We start from the raw sequence: 14695 nt of genomic DNA, 5'->3' as shown, positions 1-14695 counted from the left end.
GAGTATGGCACGCGATTCCGGTTCCGAAGTACATCGCGCGAGACAGGATTGTTCAGATTTGTCTGCAATTTCTGTAGGAGCTTCCGAAGGCTGCTCCTGCAGGGGTAAAGATCAGAGCTGCAGGATCAGTGTCTTCAACGGCGGTTGTTGATCCCGCGAAGGGAAGTCGGCACCTGGCGTCATCACGCTCCATTCACGCACCGGCCGCCCGGCTTTTTCAGCGCAGCGCAGCACCTGTTCACGCCAGTCGTCCATGCTGACTTTCGCCAGGTTGTTGCAGCAGATCAGCACGCCATTCTCGGCAGTGGTCAGCAGGGCAGGCTTGAGCAGGCTCTGATAATCGCGCAGCAGGTCGACGGTGCCGAAAGCGCTCTTGGCCCACGCGGGTGGGTCTAGCAGCACGAGGTCGTACTGGCGCTGTTCGAGTCGCTGATAGCTCGGCAGTTTCTGCCCGCGACGCTGGCTGATCGGCAGACCGGCCAGTTGGCGGATCGCCGGGAAGTAGTCGGACTGGATGAATTCCATGGTCGGCAACTGCGGATTGAGCTGACCGTTCTCGCGGCCGACCGCCAGATTGCCCTCGGCGAAATCCAGGTTGCACACTTCGCGCGCACCGCCGGCCGCTGCGCTCAGACCGACGCCGCAGGTGTAGGCAAACAGGTTGAGTACGCTTTTGCCCTTGGCGTGATCCTTGACCCAGCCGCGGGTGTTGCGCAGGTCGAGGAACAGCAGCGGATCCTGCCCGGAGTGGCGTCCGCGCACTCGATAATTCAGGCCCCATTCGTGGCCGACCAGATCGGCCAGTGCCGCGTCGTCGGCGCGGTAGACGCTGTCTTCGCGGTCGATTCGCGAGTTGCCATGGGAGCGGTCGTTGTAGATCAGAAGGGTTTCAAGGCCCAGGGTCTGGTTGACCATGGCGTGCAGTTGCAGCAGGTCTTCGCGCGCCAGGGTCTGGTGGAAACTTTGCACCATCAGTTGCGGGCCGTAGCGGTCGATGGTCAGGCCGCCGGCACCTTCCTGGCTGCCGTGGAACAGCCGATAGCAGTCGGTGCCCTGGCGGTGCAGCTCGGCGAGCAGATCCTGGCGTTGATCGAGGGCGGCGCGCAGCGCCAGGTTCAAGGAAGACATGCGGGCGCCTTGCTGGAGGGTATCGGGGCGCGGGAGTTTAGCAGTTTGGCAGGCAGTCGAGGGGTTCCCATCGCGAGCAGGCTCGCTCCCACAGACGATCATAAGTCCTGGTGGGAGCGAGCTTGCTCGCGATGCTTTTGCGCCCTTACTGGTTCAAGCGTTTATCGATCAAGCCCTGCACCACGCTCGGATCTGCCAGCGTCGAGGTGTCGCCGAGGCTGTCGAGTTCGTTGCAGGCGATCTTGCGCAGGATCCGCCGCATGATCTTGCCCGAGCGGGTCTTCGGCAGGGCGGGCGCCCACTGGATCAGGTCCGGTTTGGCGAAGCTGCCGATTTCCTTGCTGACGTGGGCCAGCAGTTCTTTCTTCAGTTCATCGTTGGGCTCGGTGCCATTCATCGGTGTGACGAACGCATAAATCCCCTGACCTTTGACGTCGTGGGGATAACCGACCACGGCGGCCTCGGCGATGCTGTCGTGCAGCACCAGCGCACTTTCCACCTCGGCGGTGCCGATGCGATGGCCGGAGACATTGATCACGTCATCGATGCGCCCGGTGATCCAGTAATCGCCGTCTTCGTCGCGGCGGGCGCCGTCGCCGGTGAAGTAGTAGCCGGGGTAGGGCTTGAAGTAGGTGTCGACCATGCGCTGCGGATCGCCGTAGACGCTGCGGATCTGCGCCGGCCAGCTCGACTTGATCGCCAACACGCCACTGCCGGCGCCTTTGATTTCCTTGCCGTGCTCATCGAGCAGCACCGGTTGCACGCCGAACATCGGTTGGGTGGCGCAACCCGGTTTGATCCGCTGGGCGCTGACCAGCGGGCTGAGCATGATGCCGCCGGTCTCGGTCTGCCACCACGTATCGACAATCGGGCAGCGCTGTTCGCCGACCACGTTGAAATACCATTCCCACGCTTCCGGGTTGATCGGCTCACCGACACTACCGAGCAATCTGAGGCTTTCGCGCGACGTTTCCTGCAAGGGCCCGGCGCCTTCGCGCATCAACGCGCGCAGGGCGGTGGGGGCGGTGTAGAAGATGTTGACCTTGTGTTTGTCGATCACCTGCCAGAACCGCGAAGTGCTCGGATAGCTCGGCACGCCTTCGAAGATCAGGGTGGTGGCGCCGTTGGCCAGCGGGCCGTAGACGATGTAACTGTGGCCGGTGACCCAGCCGACATCGGCGGTGCACCAAAACACTTCGCCGTCGCGGTAGTCGAGCACGTACTTGAAGGTCATCGCCGCTTGCAGCAGGTAACCGCCGGTGGTGTGCAGCACGCCTTTGGGTTTGCCGGTGCTGCCGGAGGTGTAGAGGATGAACAGCGGGTCTTCGGCGTCCATCGGTTCCGGCGGGCAATCGTCGCTGACGTCGCGCACCGCCTGGTGATACCAGAGATCTCGACCATCAACCCAGTCGACTTTGTTCTGGGTACGCTCGACCACCACGACGGTGCTGACATTCGGGCAATTCTGCAGGGCCTTGTCGACATTCTGTTTCAGCGGCACGAATTTGCCACCACGCACGCCTTCGTCGGCCGTGATCACGGTGCGGCAGTCGGCATCGAGAATGCGGTCGCGCAGGGAGTCCGGGGAGAAACCACCAAACACCACCGAGTGAATTGCACCGATTCGCGCGCACGCCAGCATCGCGTAAGCGGCTTCGGGGATCATCGGCATGTAGATGCACACCCGGTCGCCTTTTTTCACGCCACGGCTTTTCAGCACGTTGGCCAGGCGGCAGACGTGGTGATGGAGTTTGCTGTAGGTGATTTGCGTCGATTCGGCAGGGTCGTCGCCTTCCCAGAGGATGGCGGTCTGATCGCCGCGCTTTTCCAGATGGCGGTCGATGCAGTTGTAGCTGACGTTCAGTTTGCCACCGGCAAACCAGTTGGCTTCGCCGGACTTCAGGTCATAGCGCTGGACGGTCTGCCACGGCGTGCTCCAGTCGAGGAAGCGGGTGGCCTGTTCGGCCCAGAAGGTGCTGGGGTGTTCAATGGATTCGCGGTACAGGCGCTGGTAGTCGTCCTGACTCAACTGTGCAGCCCGGCGGACGGCATCGGCTTTGGGGAACGTGCTGATATCGAACATGACGGTTCCTTATTCTTGTTGTGCGACAAGGATAAAGATGCGCCGAGAGGTCAACAGGTTCAAGTCACGCGCAAAACAACTGTGGGAGCGAGCTTGCTCGCGATAGCGGAGTTTCAGTCAACGTTGATGTTGAATGAATAACCGAAATCGCGAGCAAGCTCGCTCCCACAGGGTTACTACAGCGCGATCAAATCAGCCGCGGTGACGGCCGCGGAAGTAGTTGATCAGGCCTTGGGTGGACGGGTCTTCAGCGGCGGTTTCTTCGCTGCCGACCAGGCGGTTGTAGACGCCTTTGCCCAGTTCCTTGCCTAGTTCCACGCCCCACTGGTCGAAGGCGTTGATGCCCCAGACCACGCTTTGCACGAAGACTTTGTGTTCGTACATCGCCACCAGTGCGCCGAGACGACGCGGGCTGATGCGCTCGACCACCAGGGTGTTGCTCGGACGGTTGCCCGGGATCACCTTGTGCGGTGCGATCTTCTGCACCTGGTCTTCGCTCATGCCTTTATCGCGCAGTTCCGCTTCGGCTTCCGGCAGGGTCTTGCCGAGCATCAGCGCCTGGCTCTGCGACAGACAGTTGGCGTACAGCCACTGGTGGTGGTCGGAAACCGGGTTGAAGCTGACGATCGGCACAATGAAGTCGGCCGGGATCAGTTGGGTGCCCTGGTGCAGCAACTGGTGGTAAGCGTGCTGACCGTTGCAGCCGACGCCGCCCCAGATCACTGGTCCAGTGTCGGTCGACACCGGGGTGCCGTCCTGACGCACGCTCTTGCCGTTGGATTCCATGTCCAGTTGTTGCAAGTGCTTGGTGATGTTACGCAGGTAGTGGTCGTATGGCAGGATCGCGTGGCTCTGCGCGCCCCAGAAGTTGCCGTACCACACGCCGAGCAGGGCCAGCAGTACCGGCATGTTCTGTTCGAACGGCGCGCTCTGGAAATGCTGGTCCATGGTGTAGGCACCGGACAGCAGTTCCTTGAAGTTGGACATGCCGATGGCCAGCGCGATTGGCAGGCCGATGGCCGACCACAGCGAGTAACGGCCGCCGACCCAGTCCCACATCGGGAAGATGTTTTCTTCGCGGATACCGAAGGCCACGGCTGCCGCGTTGTTGCTCGATACGGCGATGAAGTGGCGATACAGCTCGGCTTCGGAACCACCCTGAGCCAGGTACCAGGCGCGGGCGGCCTGGGCGTTTTTCAGGGTTTCGAGGGTGTTGAACGATTTCGACGAAACGATGAACAGCGTGGTCTCGGCGCGCAGTTTTTGCGTCAGCTCGTGGAATTCGCTGCCGTCGATGTTTGCCAGGTAATGGCAACGCACGCCTTTCTGGGCGTAGGACAGCAGGGCTTCGGAGACCAGTTCGGGGCCGAGGAACGAGCCACCGATGCCGATGTTCACAACGTCGGTGATCGGCTTCTCGGTGTAACCGCGCCACAGACCGTCGTGGATGCGGCCCACGAGATCGGTGATCTGGTTCAGCACCTTGTGTACTTCAGGCATCACGTTGACGCCGTTGACCGACAGCTTGTCGCCGACCGGGCGACGCAGGGCGGTGTGCAGCGCCGGGCGGCCTTCGGAGGAGTTGACGATTTCGCCGTCGAAAAGCGCTTTGATCGCGCCCTTGAGATCGACTTCATTGGCCAGGCCCACCAGCAGGTTGCGGGTCTCGGCGTTGATCAGGTTCTTCGAATAGTCGAGAAACAGTCCGCAGCTGCTGAGGGTGAACTGATTGAAGCGCTGCGGATCGGCGTTGAACGCTTCGCGCATGCTGAAATCCTGCATGGCCTGGCGGTGATCTTTCAACGCTTGCCAGGCAGGCAGAGCGGTAACGTCATGAGGAGTGCGGTAGTACGCCATCGCTGCGGTTTTCCTTTTTACTTGAACGGCCTTTTGAACTCTGAAAAGACCTCCCCGCCATGTTTGGGCGAGGGGGCAACTGCGTCGACACGATTACTTTGGCGCAGGGCGAATACAGTAAACCCAGCGCCGCGATCTGTCTTGGCTTTGTCTGACCTGTTTTCGGTACTTTTTTAACATTGATAACAGACGGGGCCGACAGACGGCGGGTAATGCGAGCAAGTCCCTGCTTATCGCGTGGAGTCGAACGGCGGCAGTTTGCCCGATGGGCAGGTGCTCAGCAATACGGTCTGGAAGCGCGTGCAGACGCTGTGGAAGCGGGGTGGCTCCCACAGCGTTTGCCGGTGTTCAGGCGGGGGTATCGAGATTCAGATGCAGGTTGTCGATCAACCGGGTGGTGCCGAGGAAGGCCGCGACCAGAATCACCAGATCACGATCGTCCGCCGTCGCCGGACGCAGGGTCAGGGCGTGGCGGATCTCCAGGTAGTCCGGACGCAGGCCGGCGGCTTCCAGTTGCTGGCGTTGCGCCTGGATCAGGGCAGGGAAGTCGCGTTCACCCTGCTTGATCGACTCGGCAATGCTGCTCAGGGTGCGATAGACCACCGGCGCCACGGCGCGCTGCTCTTCACTGAGGAAACCGTTGCGCGACGACAGCGCCAGCCCGTCGGCGGCGCGTACGGTCGGCTCGCCGATGATCTGGATCGGCATGTTCAGGTCGTGCACCAGCGCGCGGATTACCGCCAGTTGCTGGAAGTCTTTCTGGCCGAAGATCGCCAGGTCCGGCTGAACCATGTTGAACAGCTTGCTGACCACCGTTGCCACGCCTTCGAAGTGCCCCGGACGGCTGGCGCCGCACAGGCCTTCGGACAGTTGCGGCACGCTGACCCGGGTCTGACCGGCCATGCCGTCGGGGTACATTTCTTCGACAGTCGGGGCGAACAGCAGATCACACCCGGCTTCCAGCAGTTTTTCCTGATCCGCCGCCAGGGTGCGCGGGTACTTGTCGAGGTCTTCGCCGGCGCCGAACTGCAGCGGGTTGACGAAAATGCTCGCAACCACGAAGTCCACTCGCTGTTTGGCCTTGGTGATCAGCGCGATGTGGCCGCTGTGCAGGTTGCCCATGGTCGGCACGAAGCCGATGCGCTTGCCTTCACTGCGGGCGCGCGCCACGGCGGCGCGCAGTTCACGTACGGTTTTGACGGTGTTCATGCAGAGAATCCGTGTTCGATCCCGGGGAAAGTGGTGGCTTTGACTTCACTGACGTAAGCCTTCAGCGCGGACTGGATGCTGTCCTGGCCCTGCATGAAGTTCTTCACGAATTTCGGTACGCGGCCGCTGATCGACAGGCCGAGCATGTCGTGCAGTACCAGCACCTGACCGTCGGTGGCGTTGCCGGCGCCGATACCGATCACCGGAATCTTCACCGCCTGGCTGATTTCAGCCGCCAGTTCGCTCGGCACGCATTCGAGCAGCAGCATGGCTGCACCGGCCTGCTCCAGCGAGATCGCGTCGGCGCGCATCTGGCGTGCCTGGTTCTCGTTGCGCCCCTGCACTTTATAACCACCGAGAATGTTCACGGCTTGCGGGGTCAGGCCCATGTGGGCGCAGACCGGAACACCGCGTTCGGCCAGCAGGCGGATCGAGTCCGCCAGCCACAAGGCGCCTTCGACTTTGACCATGTGCGCGCCGGCCTGCATGAGCAGGGCGCTGTTGGTCATGGTTTGTTCGAGGGTGGCGTTGGCCATGAACGGCAGGTCGGCCAGGATCAGGGCATCTGAGTTGCCGCGTTTGACGCTGGCAACGTGGTAGGCCATTTCTGCGGTGGTCACCGGCAGGGTGCTGTCGTGACCCTGCAGGACCATGCCGAGGGAGTCGCCCACCAGCAGCACTTCGACACCGGCCTCGTTGCAGGCGTGGGCGAAGGTCGCGTCATAGCAGGTCAGCATGGTGATCTTTTCACCTTTCTGCTTGAGGCTCTGGAGCGTGGTCAGGGTGATGGCTGGCATGTAAGAAATCCTCGTTCAGGCGCTCTGGAAACTACTGCGAGTAACGCGCGTGATTCGTCATCTATTCAGGCGCACGCTCTTTTGTCGTGCTTATAAGGCCTGGATTGCGCCCTTGTATGCCGGGTTGGCGGCAGCGGGACGCCTATAGTCGTGATGAGGCCTCAGGAAGTCAATTGCATGTGTTACCGCATTGTTACGAGGGGAGTGTTACCGGCGTTACTGATGCGATTCAGCGGGCCAACGGGCCTGATCCACAGGATTTTCGTCCTACAAAAAAACCTGTGGGAGCGAGCTTGCTCGCGAAAGCGGTCAGTCAGCCAATGCAGATATTGACGGTCAGATTGCCTTCGCGAGCAAGCTCGCTCCCACAGGGTGTGGTATCAGTTTGAGGTAATGCGTTCGAGGCCGACGAACGGGCAGGCTGCGAGAAGATCGGCAAGAGCACGGCCATCGGCCAGACGCAGATCTTCAGGCGCCAGTTCGGCCAGGGGATAGAGAACGAACGCGCGTTCCTGCATGTGGTAATGCGGGACTTTCAGGCGCGGTTCGTCGATCAGGCGATCACCGAACAGCAGGATGTCCAGATCCAGCGTGCGCGGGCCCCAACGCTCCAGGCGTTCGCGGCCCTGATCGTTTTCGATCGCCTGCAAGGCATCGAGCAGATCCAGCGGGGCAAGCGCGCTATCGAGTGCGGCGACCGCGTTGGTGTAACGCGGTTGGCCCGGTAGCAGCGAGTCGCTCTGGTAGAAGGCAGACACGCCAACCAGTTCGGTGTCGGGCAATTGCCCCAGCGCGTCGACCGCGCTGCGCAGTTGTTCGGCCGGGTCAGCCAGATTGCTGCCCATGCCGATGTAGATGCGTTCCATCACTTATTCGCCCGTGGCGCTCGGTGCGCCAGCACGTTTGCGCTTGGAACCGCTGCTGCGACGACGCTTGCGCGGAGCGCCACTGGCGTCATCACCCTTGCCGCTGAGGTCACGGATCATGTCGCGACGTTCGCTGTCGTTGGCGTCCTGATAATCGGTCCACCATTCGCCCAGGCCATCAGTCTGCTCGCCAGCGCTTTCACGCAGCAGCAGGAAGTCGTAGCCGGCGCGGAAGCGCGGATTGTCCAGCAGCAGGTCGGCGCGTTTGCCGCTGCGGCGTGGCAGGCGTTCCTGCATGTCCCAGATCTCGCGGATCGGCATGGTGAAACGTTTTGGAATCGCGATGCGCTGGCACTGTTCGGCGATCAGTTCGTGAGCGCCTTCCTGCATGGCCGGAATCGGCGGCATGCCGCGCTCTTGCAGACGCAACACGCGGGCCGGCAGGGCAGGCCACAGCAGGGCGGCGAACAGGAACGCCGGGGTCACCGGTTTGTTCTGTTTGATCCGCAGGTCGGTGTTGGTCAGTGCTTCGCTGATCAGCGTGTGGGTGTATTCCGGGTTGTGTTCCAGTGCATCGGCACTGGCCGGGAACAGCGGCGCGAACAGTTGCAGGTCGACCAGCATCTCGAACGTGATGGCGCCATGACCGGAGAGGAACAGCTTGAGCACTTCCTCGAACAGGCGGGCCGACGGGATCTCGCGCAGCATCGGCGCCAGTTCGCGGATCGGCTGGACGGTGTGCTTCTCGATACCGAAATTGAGCTTGGCGGCGAAACGCACGGCCCGCAGCATCCGCACCGGGTCTTCCTGGTAACGCTGCTTCGGGTCGCCGATCAGACGGATCAGGTGATTGCGGATGTCGTGCACGCCGTTGGCGTAGTCGAGGATGCGCTCGCTGACCGGATCGTAATACAGGGCGTTGATGGTGAAGTCGCGGCGTTGCGCGTCTTCTTCCAGGGTGCCGTAGACGTTGTCACGCAGAATGCGCCCGCTCTCGTTGCGCGAAGACTGGTTGCTGTCTTCGTCGTCTTCGTTTTGCGGGTGATTGGCGCGGAAGGTCGCGACTTCAATGATTTCGCGACCGAAATGGATATGTACCAGCTTGAAGCGGCGGCCGATGATCCGCGCATTGCGGAATTCGGCGCGAACCTGCTCGGGGGTGGCGCTGGTGGCGACGTCGAAGTCTTTGGGCGTGATGCCCAGCAGCATGTCTCGCACGCAACCGCCAACCAGGTAGGCCTGGTAGCCGGCGCCCTGCAGACGTTCGACGATGTTGACCGCGTAACGGCTGAATTGCGCCTTCTGCAGCGAATGTTGGCCGCTGTTGAGGACTTCAGGCGTGCTACGGATGTGTTGCGTACGACGCAGGGGAGTTCGGAATGACTGGAACAGCTTCTTCAGCATGGGATGCACTGTTTGAAGGAATGTTCGGCCATACCAGAGAATGACCGCATGATGGGCCGGGATTCTAGCATTTAGTCGAGGGATGGTGTAGGACGCTGCCGTTTTGCGCTGCAAGCCGCAGGCTAGAGGGGGTGAAGATGCGTCAGAAGGGGGGATTTGCCGTGAAGGAGAAACTACAAGGGGAGCCGAAGCTCCCCAAGAAGTAGTTGCGTGCTCTTTTTATTATTGATTCGGGCTTCTTGTTTTTGTTGAGTGCCCTCGCCATGAAGCTTTTCCTTCATGACCCTCCCAATCGGGAGCCAAGAGCAAACGGATTGCTTTGGTCGCTGTGTTGCAGTGATCTTGCGATCCAACCAGTACAGGCTCTGTCTTAAGACAGTTTTTGTTGTTCTCGGCCTGGTCGTGGGGCTAGCCCCAAATACAACGCCTCTCCAAAAGAATCAGTTAGCTGCGCCTCTCGCCGTCTTGTTTTTATTGTGCGTGAGTCGATTCGTCTTATTTTTATTGTCTTGTGCATTGCTTGTTATTGTTCTTGTACCAAACATATAGCAGGTGCCGTGCCAACTTTTGCGAACCCCAATAAAACAAGGGGTTAGGTCGATATAACCGTTTTCGCAGGGCGAAAAAAAGCCGGGGTTTCGTTACCGATAACCCCGGCTTCTGTTACGCGAAAAGACTGAGGTAACAGTTTTTTCACATCTTCAACGGTAACCCGCACACTCGACAGGTAACGTTCAGCTCTCGCTGGCGACCCCGGTCTTGCGCCGTGGAATGCCCAGACGTTGACGGCGCTCCCACAGGCATTTGCGGCTGACGCCCAGTTTGCGCGCCAGTTCGGTCTCGGTCATGTGGTCCTGATGCTCGAGCACGAAATGCTGGAAGTAGTCTTCCAGTGACAGGTCTTCGGTCGGCTCGTGGCTGCTGTTGCTGGCGTTACCGGCCGGTTGTGCTGGCAGGCCGATGAATTCGTCGTCCTCCAGATCGCCCAGCTCGATGTCGATGCCCAGCAGGTCGGCCGAGATTTCCGGGCTTTCGCTCAGAATCACCGCGCGCTCGACGGCGTTTTCCAACTCCCGCACGTTACCCGGCCAGGAATAGTGCCGGATCGCCTGTTCGGCATCGGCGGCAAATTTCAGGTCGGTGCGGTTGATACGCGCGCTCTGGCGAGCGAGGAACGCATTGGCGATTTCGTTGACGTCGGCGCCACGCTCGCGCAGGGCTGGCAGTTTCAACGCGATCACGTGGAGGCGGTAGTACAAGTCCTCACGGAACTGGCCGATTTTCGCCAGGCTCTTGAGGTCCCGGTGGGTCGCAGCAATCAACCGGACATCGACCTTCTGCGACTGGACCGAGCCAACCCGGCGAATCTCGCCTTCCTGTAACACGCGCAGCAGGCGAGCCTGGGCTTCCAGTGGCAATTCGCCGATCTCGTCGAGAAACAGCGTGCCGCCGTCCGCCGCTTCCACCAGACCCGCGCGACCTGCGCTGGCGCCAGTGAACGCACCTTTCTCGTGGCCGAACAGTTCGGACTCGATCAGGCTTTCCGGGATGGCTGCGCAGTTCACCGAGATCATCGGTGCCTTGGCGCGTTTCGACAGGTTGTGCAGGGCGCGGGCCACCAGTTCTTTACCGGTGCCGGACTCGCCCTGGATCAGCACGTTGGAATCGGTCGGGGCGACTTTACGAATCTTGCCGTAAAGATCCTGCATCGGCGGACACGAGCCGATGATGCCGATTTCGCCATTGCTGTTGTCGATGGCGGATTTGCCGCTGCCATTGGCCGATTTGGCCGGAGCTGCTTCGCCGGCGGCAGGCGCCGACTGGCGATCACGCAGGATCCGCGCGACAGCCTGAAGCATTTCATCGTGGTCGAAAGGCTTGGCGATGTAATCCACCGCGCCCATTTTCATCGAGTCGACCGCAGAGCGCAGGCTGGCGTAGCTGGTCATGATCAGCACCGGCGTGCCCTGGCCGAGCTTGATCAGCTCGGTGCCCGGAGCGCCCGGCAGACGCAGGTCGCTAACGATCAGATCGAAAGTGGGAATACTGAAGCGTTCTTGTGCTTCCTGCACTGAACCGGCTTCGCTGACCTGGTACTGGTTGCGTTCCAGCAGGCGGCGCAAGGCGGAGCGGATAATGGTTTCGTCTTCGACGATCAAAATGTGCGGCATTGATTCGATACTCTCGACGGTCTCAGTTCACAGCGGACGTCGCTTCGACATGGCGCGGCAATGTCACCCGGATACGGGTGCCGCGCTGGCTCTGAACATCAGCCGGGCTGTCGATGGTGATTTGTCCATAATGCTCTTCAACGATGGAATAGACCAGTGCAAGGCCCAGACCGGTGCCTTCGCCAGGATCCTTGGTGGTGAAGAAGGGTTCGAACAATCGGTCCATGATGCTCGACGGAATACCGCTGCCTTCGTCTTCGACGATCAGATCGACCGTGTGTTCGCCGGCTTCGCTCTTGACCCGCACCGCACTGCCGGCAGGCGAGGCATCACGGGCGTTGGAGAGCAGATTGATCAGTACCTGGGCGAGCCGCTGCGGGTCGCCTTCGACCCAGTGATCGGGATCGCACAGGTTGTAGAACTGGACTTCGAAATTGCGTCGGTTGAGGGCCAGCAGGCCGATGGCGTCCTGGGCGACTTCCGCCAGACAGACGGGCTCGTCGCTGTGCTGATGGCTGCCGGCGTGGGCGAAACTCATCAGCGACTGGACGATGCGTGACACGCGTTTGGTCTGTTCTAGGATCTGGCCGCTGATTTCCGTCAGCTCACCATCCTCTTCGCGTTCTTCCCGCAGGTTTTGCGCGAGGCAGGCGATGCCGGTGATCGGGTTGCCGATTTCGTGAGCAACACCCGCCGCGAGTCGGCCGATGCTGGCCAGGCGCTCGGAATGCACCAGTTTGTCTTCGAGCATCTGGGTTTCGGTCAGGTCTTCCACCAGCAGCACCAGGCCGCTATTGCCCGGTGCCAGCGGTTCGTCGATGGCTGCTTTGTGCAGGTTCAGCCAGCGGGTCTGGCCGTCGAGGGCCAGGTGTTGTTTGTGCAAGTGTTCGTCGGGCAGGTGGATGAAGCCTTGCAACAGATCTTTCCACGGATTGGCGATGGTGCTCAGGCGCGAGCCCACCACCCGTTGCGCAGCAATCCCGGTCAGCTCTTCCATGGCCTTGTTCCACATCAGGATTTCCTGATCCTTGGCCAGTGAGCAGACGCCCATCGGCAGTTCCTGCAGGGTCTGGCGGTGGTAGCGGCGCAGGGCATCGAGTTCGGCCGCCAGACCGGTCAGGCGCGAGTGGTAATCCTCGAGGCGGCTTTCGATGAAGTGAATGTCTTCGGTGACGTAGTTTTCGCCGCCGGCCTTGTACGGCAGGAAGGTTTCCACCATGTCCTGGGCGACGCTCGGACCCATCAGGCCAGAGAGGTTGGCTTCGATCCGGTCACGCAGTCGGCGCAAGGCATAGGGGCGGCGTTCGTCGAACGGCAAATAAAGGTCGCGCAGGGCCTGTTCAACTTCCTTCTGCGCAGCCTTGGCGCCCAGCGGCTTGGCCAACTGAGTGGCGAATTCCTGCGGGGAGGCGGCGTGCAATTCGCGGCGTTGCGGGCGTCGTACGTTGTCCACCGCGCAGGCTTCGGCGGCGCTGGCCTCTTCCGGGCTGGCATTGGTGAACAGCGAAATCAGCGTGAACATCAGGACGTTTGCCGCCAGCGAGGCGATGGCCGCCATGTGCCAGCTGGTGTCGTCCAGCACGTAGATCATGTTCAGCAGCGGAATATAGAAGCCCTGCAGATTGCCGACCAGCGGCAAGAGCATGGTCACGACCCACACCACAATCCCCGCCAGCAGACCGGCGATAAAGCCGCGGCGATTGGCGGTCGGCCAGTACAGTACCGACAGCACACCCGGTAGGAATTGCAGGGTCGCAACGAAGGCAACGATGCCGAGGTTGGCCAGATCCTGCTCGGCGCCGAGCATCAGGTAGAAGCAGAAACCGGCCATGATGATCGCGACGATCAGCGCCCGGCGGGTCCATTTCAACCAGCGATAAATATTGCCCTCGGCCGGTGGCTGATAGAGCGGCAGCACCAGATGGTTCAAGGCCATGCCCGACAGCGCCAGCGTGGTGACGATGATCAGGCCGCTGGCCGCCGACAGACCGCCGACATAGGCCAGCAACGCCAGCGACTTGCTGTTGGCGGCGATGCCGATACCGAGGGTGAAGTATTCCGGATTGGTGGTGGCGCCGAGTTTCAGGCCGGCCCAGAGAATCAGCGGCACTGCCAGGCTCATCAACAGCAGGAACAGCGGCAGCCCCCAGCTCGCGCTGACCAGCGAGCGCGGGTTGAGGTTTTCGGTGAAGGTCATGTGATACATGTGCGGCATCACGATCGCCGACGCAAAGAACACCAGCAGCAACGTGCGCCACGGGCCTTCCTGCAACGGGGTGTGCAGGGCGGCGAGGGCGGTCTGGTTCTGCAGCAGCCACAGTTCAAGCTGTTGCGGGCCGTCGAATACGCCGTACAAGGCGTAGAGGCCGACACCGCCGAGGGCCGCCAGTTTGATCACCGACTCGAAGGCAATCGCGAACACCAGCCCTTCGTGTTTTTCACGGGTGGCGATATGACGGGAACCGAAGAAGATCGTGAACAGGATGATCAGTGCGCAGAACGCCAGGGCCACGCGATTCTGCACCGGTTCGCCGGTGAGGATGCCGATGGAGTCGGCCACCGCCTGGATCTGCAACGCCAGCAACGGCAATACGCCGATCAGCATGAATATCGTTGTCAGCGCACCGGCCCAGGTGCTGCGAAAGCGGAAGGCAAACAAGTCCGCCAGCGAAGACAGTTGATAAGTGCGGGTGATCTTCAGAATCGGATACAGCAGCACCGGCGCCAGCAGAAAGGCGCCGGATACCCCGAGATAACTGGACAGAAAACCGTAGCCGTACTGATACGCCAGACCGACCGTGCCGTAGAACGCCCATGCACTGGCGTAGACCCCCAGCGACAGGGTGTAGGTCAACGGATGGCGAATGATCGCCCGCGGGATCATGCCCCGTTCACTGATCCATGCCACCCCGAACAGCGCGGCCAGGTAGGCGGCGCTAATCAGCAGCATCTGGGTCAGGCTAAAGCTCATCGGCATCTTTTTGGCTCTGCAGGATGAAGGTCACGACAATCAGGATCAGCCAGAGCAGATAAGGGCGATACCAGGCGCCCGTAGCGTCGATCCACCAATCCATGATGGCGGGAGAAAACAGGTAGATCCCCACGACCAGAAGCAGGACCAAGCGATAGATGTACATCCCGGCCTCTCTTTTTTATGCGCGTGCCCGAAAACGTGCGGCG

Annotated in this window: 10 protein-coding genes; all 10 read right to left on the bottom strand. The window is 61.1% G+C overall.

The window, feature by feature from the left end; all coding sequences use genetic code 11:
• Positions 1-111: 111 nt before the first annotated feature.
• Positions 112-1128 (bottom strand): class I SAM-dependent rRNA methyltransferase, encoded by a 1017-nt coding sequence (locus N8H71_RS26930; RefSeq protein ID WP_262196329.1) that lies wholly within the window; start codon positions 1126-1128, stop codon positions 112-114.
• A gap of 145 nt (positions 1129-1273) precedes the next feature.
• On the bottom strand, positions 1274-3211 hold the full coding sequence (acs, locus tag N8H71_RS26925) for an acetate--CoA ligase (protein ID WP_262196328.1): 1938 nt from the start codon (positions 3209-3211) through the stop codon (positions 1274-1276).
• 192 nt (positions 3212-3403) lie between these two features.
• The gene (gene pgi, locus N8H71_RS26920; RefSeq protein ID WP_262196326.1) at positions 3404-5068 is read right to left on the bottom strand and encodes a glucose-6-phosphate isomerase; all 1665 of its coding nucleotides are present in this window, start codon (positions 5066-5068) and stop codon (positions 3404-3406) included.
• A gap of 348 nt (positions 5069-5416) precedes the next feature.
• Positions 5417-6277, bottom strand: a complete 861-nt coding sequence (panC, locus tag N8H71_RS26915; RefSeq protein ID WP_262196325.1) for a pantoate--beta-alanine ligase — start codon at positions 6275-6277, stop codon at positions 5417-5419.
• On the bottom strand, positions 6274-7074 hold the full coding sequence (panB, locus tag N8H71_RS26910; protein WP_262196323.1) for a 3-methyl-2-oxobutanoate hydroxymethyltransferase: 801 nt from the start codon (positions 7072-7074) through the stop codon (positions 6274-6276). The genes panC and panB overlap by 4 nt, the downstream gene beginning before the upstream one ends.
• 380 nt (positions 7075-7454) lie before the next feature.
• The gene (gene folK / locus N8H71_RS26905; RefSeq protein ID WP_262196321.1) at positions 7455-7940 is read right to left on the bottom strand and encodes a 2-amino-4-hydroxy-6-hydroxymethyldihydropteridine diphosphokinase; all 486 of its coding nucleotides are present in this window, start codon (positions 7938-7940) and stop codon (positions 7455-7457) included.
• A gap of 3 nt (positions 7941-7943) precedes the next feature.
• Positions 7944-9344: a polynucleotide adenylyltransferase PcnB gene (locus N8H71_RS26900; RefSeq protein WP_007959609.1), complete on the bottom strand. Its 1401-nt coding sequence runs from the start codon at positions 9342-9344 to the stop codon at positions 7944-7946.
• A 734-nt stretch (positions 9345-10078) separates the two neighbouring features.
• On the bottom strand, positions 10079-11515 hold the full coding sequence (locus N8H71_RS26895) for a sigma-54-dependent transcriptional regulator (protein WP_011335968.1): 1437 nt from the start codon (positions 11513-11515) through the stop codon (positions 10079-10081).
• A 22-nt stretch (positions 11516-11537) separates the two neighbouring features.
• Positions 11538-14492, bottom strand: a complete 2955-nt coding sequence (locus tag N8H71_RS26890) for a sensor histidine kinase (RefSeq protein ID WP_007959612.1) — start codon at positions 14490-14492, stop codon at positions 11538-11540.
• Positions 14476-14652 (bottom strand): hypothetical protein, encoded by a 177-nt coding sequence (locus N8H71_RS26885; protein WP_003176118.1) that lies wholly within the window; start codon positions 14650-14652, stop codon positions 14476-14478. Before N8H71_RS26885 ends, N8H71_RS26890 begins: the two co-directional genes overlap by 17 nt.
• Positions 14653-14695: the final 43 nt, after the last annotated feature.

The sequence above is a fragment of the Pseudomonas koreensis genome, assembly GCF_025447595.1.
In the GTDB taxonomy this organism is placed as follows: domain Bacteria; phylum Pseudomonadota; class Gammaproteobacteria; order Pseudomonadales; family Pseudomonadaceae; genus Aquipseudomonas; species Aquipseudomonas koreensis_H.
The sequence above is the reverse complement of the archived record's forward strand: the minus strand, read 5'-3'. Positions and strand labels throughout refer to the sequence as shown.

What these genes read in the sequence shown, in the direction of transcription:
- N8H71_RS26890 (WP_007959612.1), bottom strand. Translation starts at nt 14,492, where the DNA reads ATGCCGATGAGCTTTAGCCTGACCCAGATGCTGCTGATTAGCGCCGCC.
- panB (WP_262196323.1), bottom strand. Translation starts at nt 7,074, where the DNA reads ATGCCAGCCATCACCCTGACCACGCTCCAGAGCCTCAAGCAGAAAGGT.
- N8H71_RS26930 (WP_262196329.1), bottom strand. Translation starts at nt 1,128, where the DNA reads ATGTCTTCCTTGAACCTGGCGCTGCGCGCCGCCCTCGATCAACGCCAG.
- panC (WP_262196325.1), bottom strand. Translation starts at nt 6,277, where the DNA reads ATGAACACCGTCAAAACCGTACGTGAACTGCGCGCCGCCGTGGCGCGC.
- N8H71_RS26900 (WP_007959609.1), bottom strand. Translation starts at nt 9,344, where the DNA reads ATGCTGAAGAAGCTGTTCCAGTCATTCCGAACTCCCCTGCGTCGTACG.
- folK (WP_262196321.1), bottom strand. Translation starts at nt 7,940, where the DNA reads ATGGAACGCATCTACATCGGCATGGGCAGCAATCTGGCTGACCCGGCC.
- N8H71_RS26895 (WP_011335968.1), bottom strand. Translation starts at nt 11,515, where the DNA reads ATGCCGCACATTTTGATCGTCGAAGACGAAACCATTATCCGCTCCGCC.
- acs (WP_262196328.1), bottom strand. Translation starts at nt 3,211, where the DNA reads ATGTTCGATATCAGCACGTTCCCCAAAGCCGATGCCGTCCGCCGGGCT.
- N8H71_RS26885 (WP_003176118.1), bottom strand. Translation starts at nt 14,652, where the DNA reads ATGTACATCTATCGCTTGGTCCTGCTTCTGGTCGTGGGGATCTACCTG.
- pgi (WP_262196326.1), bottom strand. Translation starts at nt 5,068, where the DNA reads ATGGCGTACTACCGCACTCCTCATGACGTTACCGCTCTGCCTGCCTGG.